At 62.2% G+C, this 23,525-nt stretch carries 24 protein-coding genes, 4 tRNA genes and 1 riboswitch; of the genes, 10 read left to right on the plus strand and 18 right to left on the minus strand.

Going from position 1 to position 23,525, the window contains the following annotated elements:
• Positions 1-53: 53 nt before the first annotated feature.
• The 9 genes from nusG to rsmD all read right to left on the minus strand — a co-directional run bounded on the left by nusG (position 54) and on the right by rsmD (position 3,680).
• Positions 54-587: a transcription termination/antitermination protein NusG gene (nusG, locus tag QUG01_RS15390; protein WP_021479133.1), complete on the minus strand. Its 534-nt coding sequence runs from the start codon at positions 585-587 to the stop codon at positions 54-56.
• Entirely contained in the window at positions 587-943 is a 357-nt protein-coding gene (secE, locus tag QUG01_RS15395; RefSeq protein WP_052247056.1) for a preprotein translocase subunit SecE, read from the minus strand. The genes nusG and secE overlap by 1 nt, the downstream gene beginning before the upstream one ends.
• A gap of 64 nt (positions 944-1,007) precedes the next feature.
• A tRNA-Trp gene (locus tag QUG01_RS15400) sits at positions 1,008-1,083 on the minus strand.
• Between the two features lie 7 nt (positions 1,084-1,090).
• Positions 1,091-2,281, minus strand: coding sequence for an elongation factor Tu (tuf, locus tag QUG01_RS15405; protein WP_103317546.1), 1,191 nt, complete (start codon positions 2,279-2,281; stop codon positions 1,091-1,093).
• A 39-nt stretch (positions 2,282-2,320) separates the two neighbouring features.
• Positions 2,321-2,395 (minus strand) — tRNA-Thr (locus QUG01_RS15410).
• A gap of 25 nt (positions 2,396-2,420) precedes the next feature.
• A tRNA-Gly gene (locus tag QUG01_RS15415) sits at positions 2,421-2,494 on the minus strand.
• A gap of 52 nt (positions 2,495-2,546) precedes the next feature.
• A tRNA-Tyr gene (locus QUG01_RS15420) sits at positions 2,547-2,631 on the minus strand.
• Between the two features lie 139 nt (positions 2,632-2,770).
• The gene (locus tag QUG01_RS15425; RefSeq protein ID WP_043627471.1) at positions 2,771-3,022 is read right to left on the minus strand and encodes a YfhL family 4Fe-4S dicluster ferredoxin; all 252 of its coding nucleotides are present in this window, start codon (positions 3,020-3,022) and stop codon (positions 2,771-2,773) included.
• A gap of 103 nt (positions 3,023-3,125) precedes the next feature.
• On the minus strand, positions 3,126-3,680 hold the full coding sequence (rsmD, locus tag QUG01_RS15430; RefSeq protein WP_500830863.1) for a 16S rRNA (guanine(966)-N(2))-methyltransferase RsmD: 555 nt from the start codon (positions 3,678-3,680) through the stop codon (positions 3,126-3,128).
• Between the two features lie 227 nt (positions 3,681-3,907).
• On the opposite strand from rsmD, the gene ftsY reads away from it, so the two are divergent.
• The 4 genes from ftsY to rpoH all read left to right on the plus strand — a co-directional run bounded on the left by ftsY (position 3,908) and on the right by rpoH (position 7,643).
• Positions 3,908-5,050, plus strand: coding sequence for a signal recognition particle-docking protein FtsY (ftsY, locus tag QUG01_RS15435; protein ID WP_500830864.1), 1,143 nt, complete (start codon positions 3,908-3,910; stop codon positions 5,048-5,050).
• 56 nt (positions 5,051-5,106) lie between these two features.
• Positions 5,107-5,760, plus strand: a complete 654-nt coding sequence (gene ftsE / locus QUG01_RS15440; protein WP_043627476.1) for a cell division ATP-binding protein FtsE — start codon at positions 5,107-5,109, stop codon at positions 5,758-5,760.
• Complete coding sequence (gene ftsX, locus QUG01_RS15445; RefSeq protein ID WP_500830865.1) at positions 5,757-6,665, plus strand: permease-like cell division protein FtsX; 909 nt, start codon at positions 5,757-5,759, stop codon at positions 6,663-6,665. The genes ftsE and ftsX overlap by 4 nt, the downstream gene beginning before the upstream one ends.
• A 114-nt stretch (positions 6,666-6,779) precedes the next feature.
• Positions 6,780-7,643, plus strand: a complete 864-nt coding sequence (gene rpoH, locus QUG01_RS15450; protein ID WP_043627479.1) for an RNA polymerase sigma factor RpoH — start codon at positions 6,780-6,782, stop codon at positions 7,641-7,643.
• An 83-nt stretch (positions 7,644-7,726) separates the two neighbouring features.
• Here rpoH and QUG01_RS15455 read toward each other — a convergent pair whose 3' ends face one another.
• The 3 genes from QUG01_RS15455 to QUG01_RS15465 form a co-directional block, all read right to left on the minus strand.
• On the minus strand, positions 7,727-9,520 hold the full coding sequence (locus QUG01_RS15455; RefSeq protein WP_500830866.1) for a PglL family O-oligosaccharyltransferase: 1,794 nt from the start codon (positions 9,518-9,520) through the stop codon (positions 7,727-7,729).
• 92 nt (positions 9,521-9,612) lie between these two features.
• Positions 9,613-11,439 carry a PglL family O-oligosaccharyltransferase gene (locus QUG01_RS15460; protein WP_500830867.1) on the minus strand — a complete coding sequence of 609 codons (1,827 nt, stop codon included), beginning with the start codon at positions 11,437-11,439 and terminating at the stop codon, positions 9,613-9,615.
• A gap of 63 nt (positions 11,440-11,502) precedes the next feature.
• Complete coding sequence (locus tag QUG01_RS15465) at positions 11,503-11,985, minus strand: pilin (RefSeq protein WP_500830868.1); 483 nt, start codon at positions 11,983-11,985, stop codon at positions 11,503-11,505.
• A 276-nt stretch (positions 11,986-12,261) separates the two neighbouring features.
• On the opposite strand from QUG01_RS15465, the gene QUG01_RS15470 reads away from it, so the two are divergent.
• The 4 genes from QUG01_RS15470 (at position 12,262) to QUG01_RS15485 (ending at position 17,588) form a co-directional block, all read left to right on the plus strand.
• Positions 12,262-13,611 carry an adenosylmethionine--8-amino-7-oxononanoate transaminase gene (locus QUG01_RS15470; RefSeq protein ID WP_500830869.1) on the plus strand — a complete coding sequence of 450 codons (1,350 nt, stop codon included), beginning with the start codon at positions 12,262-12,264 and terminating at the stop codon, positions 13,609-13,611.
• Between the two features lie 94 nt (positions 13,612-13,705).
• Positions 13,706-15,208 carry a cyclic-di-GMP receptor FimW-related protein gene (locus QUG01_RS15475; RefSeq protein WP_500830870.1) on the plus strand — a complete coding sequence of 501 codons (1,503 nt, stop codon included), beginning with the start codon at positions 13,706-13,708 and terminating at the stop codon, positions 15,206-15,208.
• An 86-nt stretch (positions 15,209-15,294) separates the two neighbouring features.
• Complete coding sequence (gene proB / locus QUG01_RS15480; protein ID WP_261174812.1) at positions 15,295-16,413, plus strand: glutamate 5-kinase; 1,119 nt, start codon at positions 15,295-15,297, stop codon at positions 16,411-16,413.
• Positions 16,414-16,514: 101 nt separating this feature from the next.
• Positions 16,515-17,588 carry an ABC transporter substrate-binding protein gene (locus QUG01_RS15485; protein ID WP_500830871.1) on the plus strand — a complete coding sequence of 358 codons (1,074 nt, stop codon included), beginning with the start codon at positions 16,515-16,517 and terminating at the stop codon, positions 17,586-17,588.
• A 140-nt stretch (positions 17,589-17,728) separates the two neighbouring features.
• Here QUG01_RS15485 and QUG01_RS15490 read toward each other — a convergent pair whose 3' ends face one another.
• Both QUG01_RS15490 and ruvB read right to left on the minus strand, forming a co-directional pair.
• Positions 17,729-18,151, minus strand: coding sequence for a hypothetical protein (locus tag QUG01_RS15490; RefSeq protein ID WP_500830872.1), 423 nt, complete (start codon positions 18,149-18,151; stop codon positions 17,729-17,731).
• Positions 18,152-18,235: 84 nt separating this feature from the next.
• Positions 18,236-19,273 carry a Holliday junction branch migration DNA helicase RuvB gene (ruvB, locus tag QUG01_RS15495; RefSeq protein WP_103317519.1) on the minus strand — a complete coding sequence of 346 codons (1,038 nt, stop codon included), beginning with the start codon at positions 19,271-19,273 and terminating at the stop codon, positions 18,236-18,238.
• Between the two features lie 78 nt (positions 19,274-19,351).
• Positions 19,352-19,501, plus strand: a riboswitch (FMN riboswitch).
• A gap of 132 nt (positions 19,502-19,633) precedes the next feature.
• Here ruvB and ribB point away from each other — a divergent pair.
• Both ribB and QUG01_RS15505 read left to right on the plus strand, forming a co-directional pair.
• Positions 19,634-20,266, plus strand: a complete 633-nt coding sequence (gene ribB / locus QUG01_RS15500; protein WP_500830873.1) for a 3,4-dihydroxy-2-butanone-4-phosphate synthase — start codon at positions 19,634-19,636, stop codon at positions 20,264-20,266.
• Positions 20,263-20,964, plus strand: a complete 702-nt coding sequence (locus QUG01_RS15505; protein ID WP_500830874.1) for a riboflavin synthase subunit alpha — start codon at positions 20,263-20,265, stop codon at positions 20,962-20,964. Before ribB ends, QUG01_RS15505 begins: the two co-directional genes overlap by 4 nt.
• Positions 20,965-21,016: 52 nt before the next feature.
• Here QUG01_RS15505 and ruvA read toward each other — a convergent pair whose 3' ends face one another.
• The 4 genes from ruvA to QUG01_RS15525 form a co-directional block, all read right to left on the minus strand.
• Entirely contained in the window at positions 21,017-21,610 is a 594-nt protein-coding gene (gene ruvA, locus QUG01_RS15510; protein ID WP_500830875.1) for a Holliday junction branch migration protein RuvA, read from the minus strand.
• Between the two features lie 243 nt (positions 21,611-21,853).
• Positions 21,854-22,384 (minus strand): crossover junction endodeoxyribonuclease RuvC, encoded by a 531-nt coding sequence (gene ruvC / locus QUG01_RS15515; RefSeq protein WP_500830876.1) that lies wholly within the window; start codon positions 22,382-22,384, stop codon positions 21,854-21,856.
• Positions 22,381-23,079, minus strand: coding sequence for an N-acetylmuramate alpha-1-phosphate uridylyltransferase MurU (gene murU / locus QUG01_RS15520; protein WP_500830877.1), 699 nt, complete (start codon positions 23,077-23,079; stop codon positions 22,381-22,383). Before murU ends, ruvC begins: the two co-directional genes overlap by 4 nt.
• A 10-nt stretch (positions 23,080-23,089) precedes the next feature.
• A complete protein-coding gene (locus tag QUG01_RS15525; protein WP_500830878.1) occupies positions 23,090-23,422 on the minus strand; it encodes a hypothetical protein in 333 nt (110 codons plus the stop codon).
• Positions 23,423-23,525: the final 103 nt, after the last annotated feature.

Below are 23,525 nucleotides of genomic sequence, written 5' to 3' on the forward strand. Positions count from 1 at the left end.
CGGACGAAAGCGCAACATGTTACACGCTTTCAAAAATCTTGCCAAGCAAAATCTTACAGCTTTTCGACCTGGCCGAATTCCAGCTCAACCGGCGTGTCGCGACCGAAGATCTGCACCGACACGCGCAACTTGTTGCGCTCGTAATTGACTTCATCCACCGAACCATTGAAGTCATTGAACGGACCATCGATGACGCGCACGCGCTCACCGACTTCGAACAAGACTTTCGGCTTCGGCTTTTCCACGCCCTCTTGCATCTGCTGCATGATGGCTTCGACTTCCTTCTTGGAAATCGGCGCCGGGCGGTTGGCCGTGCCGCCGACAAAACCGGTCACCTTGGGCGTACTCTTCACCAAGTGCCAGGTATCGTCGGTCATTTCCATCTCCACCAGCACGTAGCCAGGGAAGAACTTGCGCTCGGTGATGGACTTGCGGCCGTTCTTGACGTCCACAACCTCTTCCACCGGCACCAGAATCTGACCAAATTGGTCTGCGATGTCGGAACGCTCGATACGTTCACGCAGCGCCTTTTGCACGCTTTTCTCAAAACCCGAATAAGCGTGTACCACATACCAGCGCTTTGCCATTATCTACCTCGACCGAGAATCACATCGTAAAACAGCCAGGACAGGCTGGAATCCACCAGCCACATGAAGAGCGCCAGCACCGCGACGAATACAAACACCATCAGCGTCACCTGGGTCGCCTCCTTGCGCGTCGGCCATACCACCTTACGAGCCTCGACAATCGACTCGTTGGCATAGACCACCAGCCCCTTGCCAGGAGCAGACGTCCATACTACGCCAGCAGCCAGCAAAATAGATACGATGAACGCCAGCGCGCGCAGCAGCCCCTGCCCTTCCGGAATCAGGTAAAAGCCGACGATGCCGGCAACAACTACAAGACCAGCTACGTACAACTTGATCTTATCTTGCATTTCCATGTCGAATCTTCTCTCGCATATGCGACAAAAGACCAACCGGCGCAGAGCGCCGGCTGGTCTTAATTGGCAGGCCAGGAGGGTCTCGAACCCCCAACCCTCGGTTTTGGAGACCGATACTCTACCAATTGAGCTACTGGCCTATAAACCTTACTTCAGAATCTTGGCAACCACGCCGGCGCCGACGGTACGGCCGCCTTCGCGGATAGCGAAGCGCAGACCTTCTTCCATGGCGATCGGTGCGATCAGTTCAACGGAGATTTCCACGTTGTCGCCCGGCATTACCATTTCCACGCCTTCAGCCAGCTTGATCGCGCCAGTCACGTCGGTCGTACGGAAGTAGAACTGCGGACGGTAGTTCGCGAAGAACGGGGTGTGACGGCCACCTTCGTCCTTGGACAGCACGTACACAGAAGCCTGGAACTCGGTGTGCGGGGTGATGGAACCCGGCTTGGCCAGCACTTGACCACGCTCCACGTCTTCACGCTTGGTGCCACGCAGCAGCACGCCCACGTTGTCGCCGGCTTGACCTTGGTCCAGCAGCTTGCGGAACATTTCCACGCCGGTGCAGGTGGTCTTCACGGTAGCCTTCAGGCCCACGATTTCCAGCTCTTCGCCGACCTTGACGATGCCGCGCTCAACGCGACCGGTCACCACGGTGCCGCGGCCGGAGATCGAGAACACGTCTTCGATCGGCAGCAGGAACGGCTTGTCGATGGCGCGTTCCGGAGTCGGGATGTAGGAGTCCAGAGCAGCAGCCAGACGGAAGATGGACGGTTCGCCCATTTCGGATTGGTCGCCTTCCAGCGCCAGACGAGCGGAGCCGATCACGATCGGGGTGTCGTCGCCCGGGAAGTCGTAGGAAGACAGCAGATCGCGCACTTCCATTTCCACCAGTTCCAGCAGCTCAGCGTCGTCAACCAGGTCAGCCTTGTTCAGGTAAACGATGATATACGGCACGCCAACCTGACGGGACAGCAGGATGTGTTCGCGGGTTTGCGGCATCGGACCGTCAGCGGCCGAGCAAACCAGGATAGCGCCGTCCATCTGGGCAGCACCGGTAATCATGTTCTTAACGTAGTCGGCGTGACCCGGGCAGTCTACGTGAGCGTAGTGGCGCGCTTCGGTTTCGTATTCAACGTGCGCGGTATTGATGGTGATACCACGAGCCTTCTCTTCCGGCGCGCTGTCGATCTGGGAGTAATCCTTAGCTTCGCCACCGAACTTCTTGGACAGAATGGTGGTGATAGCGGCGGTCAGAGTGGTTTTACCATGGTCAACGTGACCGATGGTGCCGACGTTTACGTGCGGTTTGGTCCGCTCGAACTTTTCCTTAGCCATGGCAAATTTCCTGAATACGAAACAAGCAAAGTAAAATGGTGGTGCCCATGGGCAGAATTGAACTGCCGACCTCTCCCTTACCAAGGGAGTGCTCTACCCCTGAGCTACATGGGCCCTAAAACAGGCTATATCAAACGCTTGGAGCGGGTGAAGGGAATCGAACCCTCGTCGTAAGCTTGGAAGGCTTCTGCTCTACCATTGAGCTACACCCGCCTGGCTTCACAACTAGACAGCAATGCTTCACTGCCAAGCGCTTTTCTAAATCTGGTGGAGGGAGAAGGATTCGAACCTTCGAAGGCAGAGCCGTCAGATTTACAGTCTGATCCCTTTGACCGCTCGGGAATCCCTCCTGAAAGAGACCCGAATATTATAGATGGCCTTGCAGGCCGTCAACACCTTTTGCGAAAAAAATTACAGTTTTTGGCTCCAAAAGAAAAACCGCCCCATCCAAGACGGGGCATCTTCTTTTTAAACAAGCACTTGCCAGAATCAGGCCTGGCCGGAAATCTTCAGATACTTCTGGTACAACTCATCCTTGGTCTCCGGATGCGACGGATCCAGCGGGATGCAATCGACCGGACAGACCTGCTGGCACTGCGGCTCATCGTAGTGGCCGACGCACTGGGTGCACAGATTGGGGTCGATCTGATAGATCTCCTCGCCTTGCGAGATCGCGTTATTCGGGCACTCCGGCTCACAGACGTCGCAGTTGATGCACTCGTCGGTAATGATCAAAGACATAGTAATTTCCTCAAGTATTCCACATCGTGAATTCTGTCACCCGCCGCCGCCAGCCGCAAGGGCGCGCTGGTTATATCGTTAGACGGGCGCGGGACTGAAGGCGCTAGGCAGAGGCTAGCCCCAGCAGGCCGTACTGCACCATGCCGGCCTTGTCGCGCTTGAGCAGCGTCAGCCCTTCCGGCAGCGTGTCCGGCCATTGGCGGGCCTCGACGTAGGCCACGCCGTCTTCTGACAGACACTGCGCCAAGAGCGGCAGCACCTGCTGCAACAAATCGGAGTCATATGGCGGATCGACGAAAATCACATCGAAGCGCTCGCGACAGTTCTTCAAATACAGCAGCGCGTCGCCGCTCATCACTTCCAACGCGCCAGCCTGCAGCAACTGCCGATTCGCCTGCAGCGATTCGCACACCTGCCGCGATTTTTCCACCATCACCACGCGCCGCGCCGAGCGCGATGCGGCCTCAAAGCCCAGCGCGCCGCTACCGGCGAACAAATCCAGGCAGTTTTTTCCATACAAATCCTGGCCCAACCAGTTGAACAGCGTCTCGCGGACGCGATCCGGCGTCGGCCGCAGTCCGGCCGCATCGGGAAAAGGCAACATGCGGCGTCGGAACTCGCCGCCAATGATTCGGACCTTGTTACGTGACTGACTCATGACTCTCGTCTTTTTGAAACAAGGGCAGGAGTTTAACCCGATCAGCACTTTAGCGCCTCTTTCACGCTGCTTTGCCGGCAAATCTGTCGCGTGTCCGACGAAATTCCGACCTATTCCTTATATATGTTTTGCGTGAATCGCTTCGATCCCATGCGTGCAAGCCTGTACGAGACGCCGTTTGAGGATACAATTTAGCCATTTATCGCTTTTCCCTGGTTCATTTACGCATGTTCAGCTTCTTCAAGAAAAAGCCCAAGCCGGTGGAAACGCCGCAAATCGAGACCCCGGCCCAGCCAACGGCCGCTATCGAAGACGTAGCGCCCGCCATGCCGCAGCCCGCGGCGGAAACGCCGGCGCCGGCGGCCGCAGCGCCATCGCCCGTTGAAACTGCCGCCCCGGCAGCCGAAGCGGCAGCAATCAGCCCCCCGCCGCAGCCGGCGGAGGAAGCCGTGCCGCTGAAGAAAATGAGCTGGACCGAACGCCTGAAGGCCGGCCTGTCCAAAACCCGCGACAAGCTGGGCAAGCAGCTGGCCGGCCTGTTCGGCGGCGGCAAGATCGACGAGGAACTGTACGAAGACCTGGAAACGGTGCTGTTGACCGCCGACATGGGCATGGATGCCACCGTCCATCTATTGAAGGACGTGCGCGAGCGCGTGTCGCTGAAGGGCTTGAAGGACGCATCGGAACTGAAGGGCGCGCTGAAGGATTCCCTGCAGGACCTGATCGGCCCGCTGCAGGCGCCGCTGAACGTGGAAGGCAAGAAACCGTTCGTGATCATGATGACCGGCGTCAACGGCGCCGGCAAGACCACTTCCATCGGCAAGCTGGCCAAATATTATCAAAGCCAGGGCAAGAGCGTGCTGCTGGCCGCCGGCGACACCTTCCGCGCCGCCGCGCGCGAGCAGCTGATCGCCTGGGGCGAGCGCAACAACGTGACGGTGATCGCGCAGCAGGGCGGCGACTCGGCCGCCGTCTGCTATGACGCGATCCAGGCCGCCATGGCACGCGGCATCGACATCGTGCTGGCCGACACCGCCGGCCGTCTGCCGACGCAGCTGCACCTGATGGAAGAAATCAAGAAGGTGAAGCGAGTGATCCAGAAAGCGCTGCCGGACGCGCCGCACGAGGTGGTGCTGGTGCTGGACGCCAATATCGGCCAGAACACCGTCAATCAGGTGAAGGCCTTCGACGACGCGCTGGGCCTGACCGGCCTGATCCTGACCAAGCTGGACGGCACGGCCAAGGGCGGCGTGATCGCCGCCATCGCCAAGCAGCGGCCGATTCCGCTGCGTTTCATCGGCGTGGGCGAGAGCATAGACGACCTGCGGCCGTTCAATAGCCGCGACTACATTGACGCGCTGTTCGAATAACATGATCGCGGCTGCCGATGCGGCCGCCTTTCTCAGCCAACAAGCGGGAAACCTCAATGATACAGTTCGACCAGGTCACCAAGCGCTACCCTGGTGGCAACGAAGCCCTGAAGAACCTGTCGTTCACCATCGAAACCGGCGAAATGGTGTTTCTGGCCGGCCACTCCGGCGCCGGCAAATCCACCCTGCTCAAGCTGATCGCCGGCATCGAGCGCGCCACCAGCGGCGGCGTGCTGGTCAATGGCCAGAACCTGTCCAAGCTGCGCGGCAGCCAGCTGCCGTATGTGCGCCAGCATCTGGGCATGGTTTTTCAGGATCATAAAATCCTGTTCGACCGCAGCGTGTTCGACAACGTGATGCTGCCGCTGGACATCATAGGCTTCGACCGCCGCGACGCCGCCAAGCGCGTGCGCGCCGCGCTGGACAAGGTGGGCCTGCTGAACAAGGAAAAGATGATGCCGATCCGCCTGTCCGGCGGCGAACAGCAACGGCTGTGCATCGCGCGCGCCGTGGTGCACCGCCCCAGCATCCTGCTGGCGGACGAGCCGTCGGCCAACCTGGACCGCGCCTACGCGCTGGACATCATGGAGTTGTTCAAATCCTTCCATCAGGTGGGCGTGACGGTGCTGATCTCCGCTCACGATGAAACCCTGATGGAAGACTACGGCCGCCGCATCATCCGCCTGAGGGAAGGACAGTTCGCCGCATGAAACACTTTCTCTATCTGAACTGGCAAAGCGCCAAGCTGGCGCTGATCAAGATCCTGCGCCAACCATTCGGCAGCATGTTGACGCTATTGATGCTGGCCTTGGCGCTGGCCCTGCCCTTGTCGCTGTACCTGGCCGTCAGCAGCGTGCAGGACTGGGTGGGCCGCCTGACCGCCACGCCGCAGATCACCCTGTTCATGGAGCTGTCGGCCGAGGAGGCGGACATCGCCGCGGTGCAGACCACACTGGCTCACCACCCCAAGGTGAAAAGCTTCACTTTCGTCAGCAAGGGCAAGGCATTGCAAGATCTGGAACAGCGCAACGGCCTGTCCGGCCTGTCCGATGGGCTGGAAGGCAACCCGCTGCCCGACGCCTTCGTGGTGACGCCCAAGACGCTGGAACCGCGCGAAATGGAAATGCTGCAGAAGGAGCTGTCCGGCCTGCCGATGGTGGAAACGGCGCAGTTCGACGCCCATTGGGCCAAGCGGCTGCACGGCATGGTGGAGATGGGCCAGAAGCTGACCGCCTTCCTCGCCGCGGCGCTGGGCCTGGCGCTGGTGCTGGTGACGCACAACGCCATCCGCATGCAGATTCTGGCGCGACAGGATGAAATCGAGGTATCCAAGCTGATCGGCGCCACGGATAGCTTCATCCGGCGTCCCTTCCTGTACCATGCGCTGTGGCAGGGGGTGCTGGCCGCCCTGCTGGCCTGGGGCCTGTCGTGCTGGCTGTCGTCGATGGCCAATCCGGCCATCCGCGAATTCGCCATGCTGTACGGCGAACGCGTGGAGCTGCGCGTCCTGACGCCGCTGGAGCTGGCGGCCCTGATCGGCATCTCCGCGCTGCTGGCGATGCTGGGCGCGCGATTGGCCGCGGACCACCATCTGCGCAAGGTCGAACCCAAATAAACAAAATGGCTATCGGGCCGATTGTTAAAAATCATTGACTCGGGAACCTTTCCTTGCTAGCACTCTCAATACACGAGTGCTAACATAGCACTACCCAAGGAGGTAGCCATCGCAATGAACACAACATTTGCCCTTCCCGTACCGTCGACCAGCGGCAGCCTGGAACAGTACATCCAGGCGGTCAACAGCGTGCCGATGCTGACGCAGGAGCAAGAAACCGAGCTCGCAACCCGTTTCCAGCAGGAAAACGATCTGGAAGCGGCGCGGCAAATGGTGCTGTCGCACCTGCGCGTGGTGGTGTCCGTCGCTCGCGGCTATGCCGGCTACGGCCTGCCGCAAGCCGACCTGATCCAGGAAGGCAATATCGGCCTGATGAAGGCGGTCAAGCGCTTTGAACCGGGCCGCGGCGTGCGCCTGTTCTCGTTCGCCATTCATTGGATCAAAGCCGAGATCCACGAATTCATCCTGCGCAACTGGCGTCTGGTGCGCATCGCCACCACCAAGCCGCAGCGCAAGCTGTTCTTCAACCTGCGCAGCATGAAGAGCGGTTTTTCCGCCCTGTCCGAACAGGAAGCCAAATCCATCGCCGCCGACCTGGGCGTCAAGCCCGAGGAAGTGCGCGAGATGGAAATCCGCATGAATGGCCAGGACGTGTCGCTGATCGGCGATTCCGACGACGACGACAGCTACGCGCCGATCGACTGGCTGGCGGACAGCCACAGCGAGCCGACGCGCGCGCTGGAACGCCGCGCCTTCGACCATCTGCAGTCCGAAGGCCTGGAATACGCGCTGTCCACGCTCGACGCGCGCAGCCGCCGCATCGTCGAAGCGCGCTGGTTGACCGACGACAGCGGCTCCACGCTGCACGAGCTGGCGGCGGAATTCGGCGTATCCGCCGAGCGCATCCGCCAGATCGAAGCCAAGGCGCTGAGCAAGATGAAAACCGCGCTGAGCGAAGGCGTGGTGCTGGACAACTAAGCTCCCCGCCGCAGCCTACAAAAAAGCCGCTCGAAGCATAGAGCGGCTTTTTACTTGCCCGCCTTCCCGCGGGCGCATGCCCATCACTCCTGCAAGGTGCGGAACTTGGCCGGCAATTTGTCGTAGGCTTCGCGGCTGATCTTGCGCAGCGGCTCCCATTCCGGGTTGGCGTCGCCCAGCGTCTCGATGAACTGGCCGGCGTAAGTGGGGAAGGACGCCAGCGTGGTGCGCAGCGTCTGCTCCGCCTTGGCCTGCTGCCCGGCCAGGATTTCCATCTGGGCGCGCTTCAGCATCACGTCCGGATACGGACGGAAGGCGGTCAGCCTGTCCTCCAGCGCCAGCTTCTGCTTCAGATTGTCTCGCGTGATCGGCAGATAATCGTCCAGCGTGTACAAGGCGTGATAGGCGAACAAGGGCTTGGTTTCGATGATCTCGATCAGCCGCTCGCTGCGCTTGGCATCCTTTTGCGCGTTGCCGGTCGGCGTATACAGATTAACCAGCTCCCAGAACATCGGCGTGGTGCTGATGGACAACCAGCCCACCCACGCCAGCGCGCCCAACAACGGCAATCGCAGCCAGAGCGACGGCCGCTTTTCGTCCCGCGGCGCCATGGCGACGAAGATCACCAGCATCGCCAGGAAGTAGAAGTACCACAGCGGGTACTCCAGCATGCTGTGGGTCAAGGTCACCGCCACGCAGCCCAAGGCCAGCACGCCCTCCGGCGTGGCCGCGCGGCGGAAGAACGGCAGCACCACCCACAGGAAGCCACCCACCACCAATGCCGTGGCCGGGCCGCCCATTTCCGCCAACAGCTGCATCACCAGATTGTGCGCGTTGGTGAACAAGCCGCTGTTGTAGCCGGCCGCGGCGAACTGCGGCAGCGGCTGCAGGCGCACGCTCTCCGCCGCGTACTGCGACCAACCCACGCCCCATAGCGGATGCGCCTGGAAAGTCATCCAGGCCTTGTGCATCTCGGCGAAGCGGCGCGCGCCCATATCGTCGCCATTGGCCGCCAGCCGCGCCACGCCGGAGGCGTTTTCCACGTCGGTGTGAGTCAGCAAGGAGATCAGATGATTGAACAGCGGCAAGGCGAACTGCGCGGCGACGATCACCACGCTGGTCAGCCACATCGCCTTCATCAGCCGGCCCAGCGTTTCATCGCGGTTGCGCCAGTACCACAGGCCCGCCAGCGCCGACATCGCCACCAGATACAGCAAAATGGAGCGCGAGCCGGCCCAGGCCAGCATCAGCGACATCCACAGCACCAGCGCGATCAGCCAGTTGCGGCCCAGGCGGCCCACCGCGAACAGATAGACGCCGGACAGCACCGACCACATCAGATAATGAGCGTACTGATTGCGCTGGCCGATATGGCCGAAGATATTGCTGGTGGGGTGGGAGCTGTCATAGAACAGGCCCAGCACCGGCGCCAGCCCGGTCACCTGGGCCGTGCCGATCAACGACTGCACCAAGCCGCCCACGACGATGGCGCGGGCCAGCCATACCGCAAACTCCCGCTCGCCGAAGGCGCCGCGCAGCGACGCCGTCACCGAGGCCAGCAAGGCCAGCGCCAGCCAGCCCAGCGCGGTGACGTAGCTCATGCCCGGGAACAATAGATGGACGAATTGCGGTTGCAGCGCCCACACCGCCGCCAGCAGCAGACACCACCAGCTGGCGCGCGGCACCGCGTCGAACAGGCGGCCGGACGGCATCAGCAAGATGCCGGCGGCCAGCAGCAGCCAGATCACATTGATTTCGCCGAACCACTGCGGCAGCGGCACAAAGTGCACGCGCGAGGCGAACGGCACGATGGCGATCAAGCCCAGCGCCAGCAGCGCCAGCAGCGCCAGGCGCTCGGATAGTTTCTGAAAAGTCATGGCAGACCAGAGGTTGAAAACAGCGGAGCCGGCAGCATACCGCATGCGCCGGCTCCATTGAACACGCCATATGTTTCGGGCTGTTACAAGGCTCAGAAGATAGGCTGGCGCGTCACTGGGGCGGCGACGGTCATCACGGCGGCGAGGCGGCCGGCGTCAGTGGCCCCGCCCTGCGCCGCGCCGGCTTTCACCGCCTTGGAAGCCATGTCCTGCAAAGGCTGCAATTCCGGCTGGCGGTAGCGCGCCAGCTCATGCTGGAACACCGGCGTGTAATCCGGATAATTGGCAATCGCCATCGTCAACGCCTGCTTGGCCGGCTCGGGCTGGCCATTCAAGGCCCGCAGAATGGACAGCTTGATCAGCACGGTCGGAAACGGCTGGTAGCGCGCCACGCGCTCCGCGAGTTCCAGTTGCAAATCGCGCATGATGCCGTCCGGCTGCAAATAGTTGACCATGCCCAAATCCGCCTCCCAGCTCCACAACGGATTGCGCGACAACTCGGACAGTTTCAGCGAACGCTTGGCATTGTCCAGACTGGCCTGAAAGGAATTCTCGCTGCGCGGCGTGAAATTCTGAATCAGCTGCCGATAAGGCAGGATGCCGGTTGCCACATAGGCCAGGGCCAGCACGCCGGCGCTCACGCCCAGCACCTGCCGGAAGCGCCCGCTCAATTGCACCGTCCACCCTTTGGCAGGGCTCAGCGTGCAAATGATCACCAGCATCAGCAGGAAGGGCAAATACCACAGCGGGTATTCAAACATCGAATGCCCCAGCAACATCATGGCGATGCTGATCAGCAGCAGATTGTCCGCCGTCTGCTCGCCGCGCCGGAAATACGGCAGCAAGCAGTACAGCAAACCACCCACCACAAGCAAAGTCCCAACCAGACCGGTTTCCGCCAGCAGCTGGAAAATCAGATTATGGCAATGGGTAAACAGCCAGCTCTCCGGTTCCTTGGGCCAGCCGCCATACGCCTCCAGCCAGGCCGAATGCCAGGCATAGCCGCCCAGCCCCACGCCAAGCCACGGATGTTGCAGGAACACTTCCCATGCCTTGCTCCATTCGATGCGGCGGCGCGCGCCGAAACCAGCGTCCAGCAGACGGTCGGAACCGCTTTGCACATGGATGGGCAAGCCGATAGCTTGCAAAACGCTATCAATATGCTGGTTAAATATCTGAATCAAGGCGAGAGCCAGCACCGTCCAAGCCAAGGCGCGGGCCATGCGCGCCACGGTCTCATCCTGCGGCACGCGTCGATGCCAAAACCAGGCCAGCAAGGCCAGGCCCAAGCCGTACGCCAGCGGCAGCCGCGCGCCGGTCCAGCTCATCAGCAGCGCCAGCACCAGCACGGCGCTGCCCGTCGCCACTCGCCCCATGCGGTCCGTAGCGTAAAGGAAGGCTGCGCAAACGATTCCCCAACCCAAAAACTGCGCCAGCTGGTTGCGCTGACCGAAGTTGCCCATCACATCGCTAGCACCTGGGTTGAACAACACCCAGCCATGGGTCTGCGGCGCCAGACCCAACGCTTGGACAAAACCAAATAAGGCTTGCACCAACGCAGTAATCAGTATCAGTTGCGCCAATATCACAACCAACCTAGCACGATCTATTTTATCGTGCTTTACCACATCAAAACTGACCAATGCAAAAAGGAATATGACCACCGCTGAAAATGGCAAACTGTACTGCGGCCTCACCAGAAAAAAAAGACTAAGTATCAAAAGAAAAATAAATGCAGGAGAACATGTATATATCTTACCCCCTACGAATTTAATAGAATTCAAAACCAAAACAATACCAATCAAGCATATGCATAGTGCCGATGTCACCCAATCACCAACAGGCTGTAAATGAAGTGGGTTCAAAAATGGCAAAACTACTGCTAATGCCAGCGCTCCGTGCGAAAAACTTATTCGCATAAATAAAATCCAAATAAAAACGGGCAGCTTCCACTGCCCGTAACAAACATTCCTTCAAACCTACTATCTACATTCAGCAGGCGCATTTTTAGCGGGAAGAGTAGCTGTATAATCCTGCGGTGCTACTGGGCTAGCTGCTTTACCCGCTGCGTAACAAGTCCAAACGATTGCAGTAGTAGGAACTGTACCGGCAGTCAGTGCTACTGAACTTGCAGTTGGCACAAGAACTAGCGAGTTAGTAGCGGAAGCTGAGACATTAGATTGATATTGAATCTGAATTTCACCATGAGTACCGATATTTACTGCCGCAACATTTTTGGTGGCACCCGGACTACTAAAACCAGTACCAAGGACTGCAGCTCCATTTGCCGCATTTTCTGCGACCGTTACTTTAGCGGCAGATGCCAGACTCAAACCTTCAGTAACACGTGCGCGAATTGTATAGTCTTGATACGCCGGAATCGCAATCGCCGCCAAAATACCGACAATCGCCACCACGATCATCAGCTCGATCAGGGTGAAACCCTGTTGCATTTGTTTCTTCATGTTGAACTCCATGGTCTAGTCAAGCTTGAGCCTGGCAAGGCGCCGCGCAATCCGCGCGGCTTGCCCGCCTCTTCTTCAAAAAACGGACACGTGCCGCGCGTCTTCTTTCTCTGTCAATTAAGAGAGCAGGAAGCATGCCACCCTGCTCCCTCATGACTTTACGCTGCGCGCATGACAGCTCATCGGTCGACACGCGTCACAAACTGACGTTTTTCGTCACATCGGCCATTCCCTCTGCCTGTGTTAGCATCGGCCATCACCCCACAGGAGGCACCCATGAGCAACCAAGCCTGGCTGGAGCGCAGCCGCGCCGCCGTTTGGCACCCGTGCACGCAGATGAAGCGCCACGAAAGCCTGCCCATCGTCCCCATCGCCAGCGCGGAGGGCGTCTGGCTGACCGATTTTGACGGCAAGCGCTATCTGGACGGCGTCAGCTCGTGGTGGGTCAATCTGTTCGGCCACGGCAATCCGCGCATCAAACAGGCGATACGCGAACAATTGGATGGCCTGGAGCATGTGATGCTGGCCGGCTTCACCCACCGCCCGGTGGTGGAGTTGTCCGAGCGGCTGGCCGCGCTGTCCGGCCTGGGCCATGCCTTTTATGGTTCCGATGGCGCCAGCGCGACGGAAATCGCGCTGAAGATGAGCTTCCATTATTGGAAAAACAGCGGCCAGCCGCAGAAGACGCGCTTCGTCAGCCTGGAAAACAGCTACCACGGCGAAACCGTGGGCGCGCTGGCGGTGACCGATGTGCCGATTTTCTCGTCCACCTATGCCGATCTGCTGAAACCCAGCCTGCGCGCGCCGTCGCCGGACGCCCGGCAGGCCGCGCCGGGCGAAACGGCTGCCGACGTGGCGCGCCGCGCCGCCGCCTCGTTGGGCAATCTGCTGGCCAAACGCAGCCATGAGATCGCCGCCGTCATCGTGGAGCCGCTGGTGCAGGGCGCGGCCGGGATGGCGATGTACGATCCGGTCTATCTGACGGAACTGCGCCGGCTGTGCGATCAATACCAGGTGCACTTGATCGCCGACGAAATCGCCGTCGGCTTCGGCCGCACCGGCAGCTTCTTCGCCTGCCAGCAGGCCGGCGTCGCTCCGGACTTCCTGTGCCTGTCCAAGGGCATCACCGGCGGCTTTTTGCCGCTGTCCTGCGTGCTGACGCGGGACGATATTTACCAAGCCTTTTACCACGACGACGTGGCGCGCGGCTTTTTGCATTCGCACAGCTATACCGGCAACGCGCTGGCCTGCGCGGCGGCGCTGGCGGTGCTGGACATCTTTGAAGACGAAAATGTGCTGGAAGCCAACCGCATCCTGGCGGAGGACTTTACCCGCCGCATGCAGCCGCTGCGCCAGCGGCCGGATGTCCGCCATTTCCGCCAGCGCGGCATGATCTGGGCCTTCGACGTGGAGACTTCGCGCACGGACTTTGCATTGGCCTATTTTTCGGCCATGCTGAAACGCGGATGCTTGTTGCGGCCCATCGGCAAGACGGTCTACTTCATGCCGCCGTACACCTTGACCGGCGAAGAAATGCAGTGGCTGGTCGATGCCAGCCTGGAGGCGCTGGACGAGGTGCAGGCCGGCGATGCCTGCGCGGAGGGGGACGCCACCGCTCTGCCATGAAATCCTTGCCGCGGCCACACAATACCAATAGCATGCCGCATCCCGATACCGGAGCCTGGTCTGGATGCTGTGGCTTGCCTTGCCAAAGAGGAATATGGACCCGCAACTCGTCGACACCCAGCCCGCCAGCGTGGAAGCCTGGCTGGAGCGGCTGCCTTACACCGACTTGCTGGAATGCGGCCGTCTGCTGGCGCAGGCGCTATACCACCTGGGCCGCACGCCGCTGGAGCCGATGCTGCGCTACAAGCTGCTGATGCTGTATCTGAAGGCGCTGGACCGTTATTACCCGCTGCTGGAAGGCGAGACCCAGCACAGCGACATCCTGTCCTCGCCCAAGAGCCGCCAGTTGGCGGTGGTGGGCGTCAAGCTGTTTTCCAATCTGTTCGTCGGCTTCAAACAGGCGCTGCAGGACAAGCTGGCCCGCCCCAGCCTGCTGGAGCGGGAACAGCCCAAAGTAGAGCTGCTGCTGTATACGATGATGGCGGCGCGGCAGTGCCTGAACATCTATCAGCAATACTATTGCCCGCTGCCAGACGGCTTCTGGCTGGATTGCCATCAGCTGTATGCGACGGCGGTGGAAAAGGGCTGGCAAGACCGCTCGCTGGCCAATGACGACACCCTGGCCGACATCTACCGCCAGATCCTGCTGCTGGGGCTGACCGCCACCAATCGCTTGTCGCCGGCCGAAATGCAGCTGGCCCGGCAACTGGTTTACAGCCTGGCCAAGCAGGTGACGCTGCTGCCGGTGGGCGGGCGGGACGAAAACCGTCACGGCTACCTGCTGGACCCGCAGGAAGACGCCCCGCCGCGCTACCTGCTGGCCAACGCCGCCGCGCTGCCGCACGCCTGCTACTTGCTGGAAATGGCGGGCGCCTTGGCCAGCATACGCCGCAGCCTGGCCCAGTTGCAGAAAGCCAGCGCCGCCGCCTCCGGCGGGCAGGTCAACGAAGAAATCCATGTACTGACCCAACTCAGCGAAGCCTGGCAGCGTCCACGGCGGCGCAAACACAGCCGCGAATCGGCGCAAGGGGTGGTGGAAGTCATCGCCGGCACCGCCCAGATCTGGCACCGCGTCAATGGCGGCAGCTGGCAATTGCCCGGCGCCGGCGCGGCCGAAGAAACCTCGCGCTTGCGCCCCCCGCCGCTGCCCTGCCTGATGACCATCGTCAACCACAGCGACAGCGGCTATCTGCTGCGCGGCGTGCCGCGCGAGCAGCCGCTGCGCGCCGGCGAAATCCTGCTGATCAATCCGCCGGACCAGCCTGAGGCCGCCCGCTTATGCGCCGTGCGCTGGGTGCTGATGCAGCCGACCGGCAAGGAAATCGAATGCGGCGTGGAGATTCTCTGCCCGGCGCCGGCGCCTGCACTGGTCATGCCCAGCATCACCTACCACGGCGACACGTATCAGCGTTGCCTGCTGCTGCCGCCGCACGGCAACCATCCGGAGCTGCTGGAAATGGTGGGGCGGCCGTTCAGCCAGTTGCGCGAGTTCCGGCTGCGCGCCGCCGACGGCGAGCGTTTGATCCGCGCAAGCAAGCTGCATCAGCAATCGCCGTATTTCCAGCTGATGGAATATCGCCCCAGCGAGCTGTTTTGACTTGGCTCAAGCCTCGCTCAAGCCCAGCCCTTTTTCGGGTACACTGAGCTCTCTATAATCATTTGCTTTAATAGAGAGGTCTGTCGATGCATTCGGTGATTCACGCTTCCGACCGTATCGTGGTCAAGGTCGGCTCCAGCCTGGTGACCAACGACGGCAAGGGCCTGGACCTGTCCGCACTGGCGCGCTGGGCCGCCGAAATCGCCGAACTGAAACGCCGCGGCAAGCAGGTGGTGCTGGTTTCCAGCGGCGCCATCGCCGAAGGCTGCCAGCGGCTGGGCTGGACCGTGCGGCCCAAGGGCGTGCATGAGCTGCAAGCCGCCGCCGCCGTCGGCCAGATGGGGCTGTGCCAGGCCTACGAGAGCGCCTTCCGCGCCTTTGGCCTGCAGACGGCGCAGATTCTGCTGACCCACGAAGACCTGGCCGACCGCACCCGCTATCTGAACGCCCGCTCCACGCTCACGAGCCTGCTGAATCTCAATGTGGTGCCCATCATCAATGAGAACGACACCGTGGTCACCAGCGAAATCCGCTTTGGCGACAACGACACGCTGGGCGCGCTGGTCACCAACCTGATCGAAGCCGACGCGTTGGTGATCCTGACCGACCAGCAGGGCCTGTTCAGCGCCGACCCGCGCAAGCACCCGGACGCCGAATTCATCCACGAGGCCGAGGCCGGCGATCCCCGGCTGGAAGAGATGGCCGGCGGCGCCGGTTCCAGCGTCGGCACCGGGGGCATGATCACCAAGATCCTGGCCGCCAAGCGCGCGGCGCGCAGCGGCGCCGCCACCGTGATCGCCTGCGGCCGCGAGCCGCATGTGCTGTCGCGGCTGGCCGACGGCGAAGCCATCGGCACCCAGCTGGTGGCCGCCACCAACCGCATGGCGGCGCGCAAGCAATGGCTGGCCGATCACCTGAAGCTGGCCGGCCGCCTGCTGCTGGACGACGGCGCCGCCCGCGCCATCCGCGAACGCGGCACCAGCCTGCTGCCGGTGGGCGTCAGCGCGGTGGAGGGCGACTTCCTGCGCGGCGAGGCGGTGGCATGCGTCGACGCGGAAGGAAACGAAGTGGCGCGCGGCCTGGTCAACTACAGTTCGGACGAGGCGCGCCAGATCATGCGCAAGGGCACCCGCGAGATCGAAGCCGCGCTCGGCTACATCGTCGAGCCGGAATTGATACACCGCGACAATATGGTGGCCTTGTAAGCACACCGTGTCCTCCCCGCAGCGGGAGGCGCGAGGTTTTCCCGACCCCTGCCAGTGTCTGGCCGGGGTTTCATTTTTCGCTATCACAAGGATGACATGGTATGAACAAGCTGGCTCTTTCGGCGCTGATGACACTAGCCTGGGGTTCGGCATCCGCCGCGGATGTGCTGCACATCTACAACTGGAACAATGCGCTGTCCGCGGACACCGCCAAGCGTTTCGAGCAATCCTGCAACTGCAAGCTGGTGCAGGACTACTACGGCGACAACGAGGAAATGCTGGCCAAGCTGGCCGCCGGCGCCAAGGGCTACGATATGGTGTTCCCCACCGCCTTCGCCGTGAACACGCTGCTCAAGCAGGGCAAACTGCAGCCCCTGGACAAGAGCAAACTGCCCAACTGGAAAAACCTGAACAGCGGCTATCTGGCGCTGAACCAGCCATTCGATCCCGGCAACCGCTACGCCGCGCCGACAGTGGTGTCGCTGACGCTGCTGGGCTACAACGCCACCCAGCTGAAGAAAGCCGGCGTGACCGACAAGGCGAACAGCTGGGCCTTGGTCTTCGATCCGGCCGTGCTGGCCAAAATCAAGGGCAAAGTGACGGTGCTGGACAGCCAGCGCGAGCTGATGGCCGCCGCGCTGATGTATCTGGGCAAGGACGCCAACTCCGCCAATCCGGCGGACTGGAAGGCCGCGGCGGAGGTGATCCGCCAGGCCAAGCCGTACTGGGCGGCGTTCAACAACCAGAGCTACATCAAGGAGCTGACGGTCGGCAATATCTGGGTGGCGTTGGGCTACTCGAACGACCTGTTCCAGGCGCAGCAGGACGCCAAGGCCGCCAAGCGGCCGTTCGAGCTGGCCTACCAGCCGCAGAAGGAAGGCAATGTGCTGGCCATCGACAATATGACCATCCTGAAGGACGCGCCGCGCCCGGACCTGGCGCACAAGTTCATCAACTTTATGCTGGACGGCAAGAACGCGGCGGAAATCTCCAACCAGATCGGCGCCACCAATCCGGTGAAGGCGGCCGAAGCCTTCTTCAAGCCGCAGATCAAGGCCAATCAAGTCATCATGCTGGAGCCGGCCAAGGGCAAGTATGTGGCGCTGAAGGACCTGGACGTGAAGTCACGCCGCGAGCTGAACCGCTTGTGGTCGCAAATCAAGATCGGCCGCTGAGCCCGCGCTTATGAAACAACCCCGTCCATGGACGGGGTTGTTTTTCCAGCGCCTTATCGCCCTGAAGCCTGCAGGCATCCGGCGTCAAAATGAAACACGCCTGACGGGAACGCAGCGTCCCCTGACAGGCTTGCGGCAGCTCACTCCATCTCGTTCGGACGACGGCCCTCCGCTTCCTGGCGGCGGAACTCGACCGCCCGCATGATCACATAGGCCAGCATGGCGAACAGGAAGAACAGGAGCACCACCCAGGCGATGGAGCGCAGCGTTTCAATGCCGGCGGTGTACAGTTCCAGCATCCAGCGCTGCCCGCTCAGCTCCAACTGAGTGCTGCCCTTGCCCGGCGCCGGCGCCAGGTAGCGCTCCAGCGACCACGGCCGCACGCCGCCGGAAATGCCGCTGACGACGATGGCGAAGAACACATACTTGCGCCAGGCATCGGCCAGCTCCTGGCCCAAGGTGCGGCCCAGTATCTTGGCCACCGCCGGGTCGAAGAAGCGGGCGGCGGCGACGGCGGTCGCAACCACCACGATCAGAATGGTGGCGAACAACACATAGAACATGATTTCTCGCTTACGGTGCAAATAAATTCATTGTACGCGATTCGCATGCCCGCCACCGGCATCCTGGCTTGCCATGGCGCAAACTCAGGCGTCTTTGACCGGCAAGCCGAAGTGCAGATAAGCCTGCGCCGTCGCCATGCGGCCGCGCGGCGTGCGCTGCAGATAGCCTTGCTGGATCAGGAACGGTTCGATCACATCTTCTATGGTGTCGGTGGATTCGCCTATCGCCGCGGCGACATTGTCCAGCCCCACCGGCCCGCCGCCAAATTTCTCCAGGATGGCCGACAGCAGCTTGCGGTCCATCACGTCCAGACCGGCCGGGTCCACATCCAGCATGGCCAGCGCGGCGTCCGCCACCGCCGCCGTCACCACGCCATCGGCCTTCACCTCGGCGTAGTCGCGCACGCGGCGCAGCAGGCGGTTGGCGATACGCGGCGTGCCGCGCGAGCGCTTGGCCACTTCGAAGGCGCCGTCGTCGGACAAGGTGACATTGAGCAGGCCGGCCGAGCGGCTGACGATGCGCGTCAGCTCGTCCGCGGTGTAAAACTCCAGCCGGGCGACGATGCCGAAACGGTCGCGCAGCGGATTGGTCAGCATGCCGGCTCGGGTGGTGGCGCCCACCAGCGTGAACGGCGGCAGGTCCAGCTTCACCGACCGCGCCGCCGGCCCCTCGCCTATCATGATGTCGATCTGGTAATCCTCCAGCGCCGGGTAGAGGATTTCCTCGACGACCGGCGACAGACGGTGGATTTCGTCGATGAACAGGACATCGTGCGGCTCAAGGTTAGTCAGCAATGCCGCCAGATCGCCGGCGCGCTCCAGCACCGGGCCGGACGTCTGGCGCAGGTTGACGCCCATCTCGCGCGCCACGATGTGGGCCAGCGTGGTCTTGCCCAGGCCCGGCGGGCCGAACAGCAGCACATGATCCAGCGCCTCGCCGCGCTTCTTCGCCGCCTCGATGAAGATTTCCAGTTGCTCGCGCGCCTTTTTCTGGCCGACGTACTCGTCCAAGAGCTTGGGCCGCAGCGCGCGCTCCAGCGCCTCTTCCTGGTCGGAAGCGCGTTGCGGGGTAACGATGCGGCGCTCCGGCGCGGCGCCGAACAGCTTGTCAGTTTCTATCATCGGGGACTCTTGGTGGCGGATTCTTGCTGCCGATATTCTAACACCGCGCTATACTCGCCGCTGGCCGCACTGTGCGGCCAACGTCTTCGGGGCGGGGTGAAATTCCCCACCGGCGGTATGGCGCGATACGCGCCGAGCCCGCGAGCGCCTTCGCCGCACGGCGAAGGGTCAGCAGATCTGGTGAAACGCCAGAGCCGACGGTTATAGTCCGGATGAAAGAAGACGACGCCAGTCATCCGTCCGCGCCTGCGGCTGGAAAACTGTGTCGTATCCGCGCGTTTATCGCGCCGGATAGCCATGCGCTATCCGCTTCACGCCCACGGGACGTGTTTCTCAATCCATTATTTGAGGACCGTTTCCATGAACGCCAACACCGATATCCTGTCCCTGCGCGTCCAAGCCGCGCTGTCCGCCCTGCGGCTAGGCCTGCCGGTCATCGTCGCCGACGACGCCGACCGCGAGAACGAGGCCGATTTGATCCTGGCCGCCGATGCCCTCACCGTGCCGGAAATGGCCAGGCTGATCCGCGACTGCAGCGGCATCGTCTGCCTGTGCCTCACCCCGGAACATGCCGAGCGCCTGCAGCTGCCGCCGATGGCGGCGCAGAACGGCAGCCGCTACGGCACCAACTTCACCGTCGCCATCGAGGCGGCCGAGGGCGTGACCACCGGCGTCTCCGCCGCCGACCGCGTCACCACCATACGCGCCGCCATCGCCCCGGACGCCAAGCCCGGCGACCTGGTGCGGCCCGGCCACGTCTATCCCATCGTCGCCCGCGCCGGCGGCGTGCGCGAGCGGCGCGGCCATACCGAGGCCTCGGTGGAGCTGGCGCGGCTGGCCGGCTTCAGCCCGGCCGGCGTGCTGTGCGAGCTGATGAACCCGGACGGCACGATGATGCGCGGCCAGCAAGTGCAGGATTACGCCGCGCGCCACGATCTGCCGCAGCTGTCCGTCGCCGAGCTGGCCGAATGGCTGCAACGCAATCAGGCATGAAGGGACGGACCATGTTCAGCGGCATCACCCAAAGCATCGCCCGCGTCATCGCCATCCAGGACGGCGACGGCAGCCGGCGGCTCACGCTGGCCTTCGCGCCTGGCTTCTGCCAGGGGCTGCGCCAGGGCGCCAGCGTGGCCGTCAATGGCGCCTGCCTCACCGTGGCCGCGCCGCCGCGCCAAGACAACGCCGAGTTCGACCTGATCCTGCCGACGCTGATCACCAGCACGCTGGCCAATTGCCGGGTGGGCGACGCGGTCAACGTCGAGCGGGCGCTGGCCGATGGCGCGGAAAACGGCGGCCACGCGCTGTCCGGCCATGTCGATTACCAGGCCAAGGTCGAGCAGACGCGCCGCCTCGGCGATAATCTGTGTTTGCGGCTGACGGTGCCGGCGGGCGCCTTGCGCTACCTGTTCGCCAAAGGCTACGCGGCGCTGGACGGCGTCAGCCTGACCATCGCCGCCATCGACAAGCTCGAGGGCTGGTTCGAGGTATGGCTGATTCCGGAAACCCGCCGCGCCACCACGCTGGGCCAGAAAAAGCCGGGAGACCGGCTCAATCTGGAGATCGAGCGGCACACGCAGGTGCTGGTGGATTCAACGCGAGAAGCGCTGGAGGAAAAACTGAACGCGCTGCTGGAGCTGCTGGGGCCGCAGTTGGCGCACGCCGGCCGGCCTGTACTGGCGCTGCCGGCCTAAACGACGGCAACAAAAAGGGCGGCCTGAGCCGCCCTTGTTTGATTCGTCCGCCTCAACCCTTCATCAAATTCTTCAGCGCCAGCCGCACGCCTTCGCTGACAGTGACGTCGGCGGGCAGGCTCTTGGTCGCGGCCGATGCCTCCTTGTCGTTGTAGCCCAAAGCCAGCAGCGCGTTGACAATGTCGCTTTTCTCGTCCGGCGTGGCGGCAAACGGAAGGCCGCCCGGCACCGTCAGGTTGCCGCCGGTGGCCAGCTTACCGCGCAGCTCCAGCACCAGACGCTCGGCCGTTTTCTTGCCGATGCCGGGCACCGACGACAAACGCTTGATGTCTTCGCTGGCCACCGCGATGGCCAGCTCGTCGGCAGTCATGCCGGACAGGATGGCCAGCGCGATCTTGGCGCCGATGCCGCTCACCTTGATCAGCTGGCGGAAAGTCTGCCGCTCTTCCTTGCTGGCGAAGCCGAACAGCAAGTGGGCATCCTCGCGCACCACCAGATGGGTGAACAAGGTGCAGGGCTGGCCCAGGGCCGGCAGCTGGTAAAACGTGGTCATCGGCACGTCGACTTCATAGCCAACGCCGCCCACATCCACCACCACCTGCGGCGGCAGTTTCTCTATCAATTTGCCGCTAAGGCGTCCGATCATAATGATTCTTTCTTATGAGTTCGTTGTGATTCAAACGTAGGGCGGATGCCCCAAAGGGGCGATCCGCCAAGCTCGTCCATGCGCATGGGCTGCGGAATCGCTGCTGTGCTGAGCGACTTGAATCACCAAGCTCGTCCGCGCGCGCCGGCTGCGGCGACCTCTCCCAGACCGCTCTTACACGCGGGAGAGGGTCTTTGGCCGGCGCGCTGCGGCGGAACGCCCGGCCACGGCCGGGCTTCCGCCCTACACCAGCCGGCCGCCGCGCACTTTGAGGCCGCGCCGCGCCAGTTGGCCGATGGCGCCGCCGCTATGATTGGCGTGGGTCAGCGCCACCGCCAGCGCATCGGCGGCGTCGGCCTGCGGCGTGCCGGACAGGTTCAACATGCGCACCACCATGTACTGCACCTGCTCCTTCGGCGCCTTGCCCTGGCCGACGACGGACTGCTTGACCTGCAGCGCCGTATATTCCGCCACCGGCAAGTCTTTCAACACCAGCGCCGTCATGCAGGCGCCGCGCGCCTGGCCCAGCATCAGCGTAGCGGCCGGGTTGACGTTGACGAACACCTGCTCCAGCGCCGCCTCGGTCGGCTGGTAAGTGGCGATCACCTGATGGATGCCATCGACGATCACTTTGACCCGCTCGGCCAGGCTGGCGCCTTGCGGGGTGCGGATGGCGCCGGAGGCGACGTAATGGCGCTGATTGCCGACCACCTCTATCACGCCGAAGCCGCAGATGCGGCTGCCGGGATCGATGCCGAGAATGCGCCGGCTCATGCCGTCCAGCCGGCGGCGATGCGGTCAGCCTCGGCCAGCCGTTCCGGTGTGCCGACGTCCAGCCACAGTCCGGTCTGCACTTGGCCGCGGACTTTGCCCTGTTCCATCGCCGCCAGCAGCCACGGCAGCAAGGGGCTGGCCACGCCAGGCTGAACTTCTCGGAAGAAAGCCGGATGGTAGGCGGCCAGGCCGCAGAAGGTATACGGTGTGTCGCCGTCCCCGCAGGCCGCGACGCGGCCGTCGCTGCGCAAGGTCAAGTCGCGTCCGGTCTGGTAGCCGGCCTTCGGCGTCAATACCAAATGCGCTAGCGCGGATTCGCCATCCAGGCTGGCGGCGGTCGCCAGCAGTTGCGCGAGCGGGAAGTCGCACAACACATCGCCATTCAGCACCAGGAAAGGCTTATCGCCCAGCAAGGGCAAGGCGGTGGCGATGCCGCCGGCGGTCTCCAGCGCCTGGCCTTCCGGCGAATACGCGATCGACACGCCGAAGCGCGAGCCATCGCCGAGCGCTTCTTCTATCTGCGCGCCCAGCCAGGCATGATTGATCACCAGCTCGCTCACGCCGGCGCGGGCCAGCCGTTCGATATGCCACTGGATCAGCGGCTTGCCGCCGGCCATCAGCAGCGGCTTGGGCGTATGGTCGGTCAAGGGCCGCATCCGTTCGCCGCGGCCGGCGGCAAGAATCATAGCTTTCATATACAAGCGCTTATAACTTCATCACGATACTAAAATTCATGGGCTCGAGGCCGTAACGCTGGCCCCCAACGAAGTAATACGCTTCGCCATTCTCAGCAATAAGTACGGTTAATGTAGGAAATGATTCTCCGGGCTTGTAAGGATGATGGGTTTTCTCCAAATCTAGTTTCGCGAACACATTAGGCTCAGACAATGCAGTGGATTGGGATATCCGAATTGTGAAAGTTTCCCCATAATCTCTATGGCAAATAACTTTATCTGACTCCCTGACTGACTGAGAATACCCCTTTTCAGCCATAAGATCACAAAGCCACTGGATGATTCTTTCTATTTTTGCATCCATCAAAACCTCCTCTTCCTATCGAAATTAAAGGCTATGTCCCAATTGTAAGTTGGTAGCCTCTCCCCACCGCTTCCTGCAAACAATGCACAGGTTGTATCTGCTG

The organism is Chromobacterium sp. CCUG 76385 (assembly GCF_059916625.1).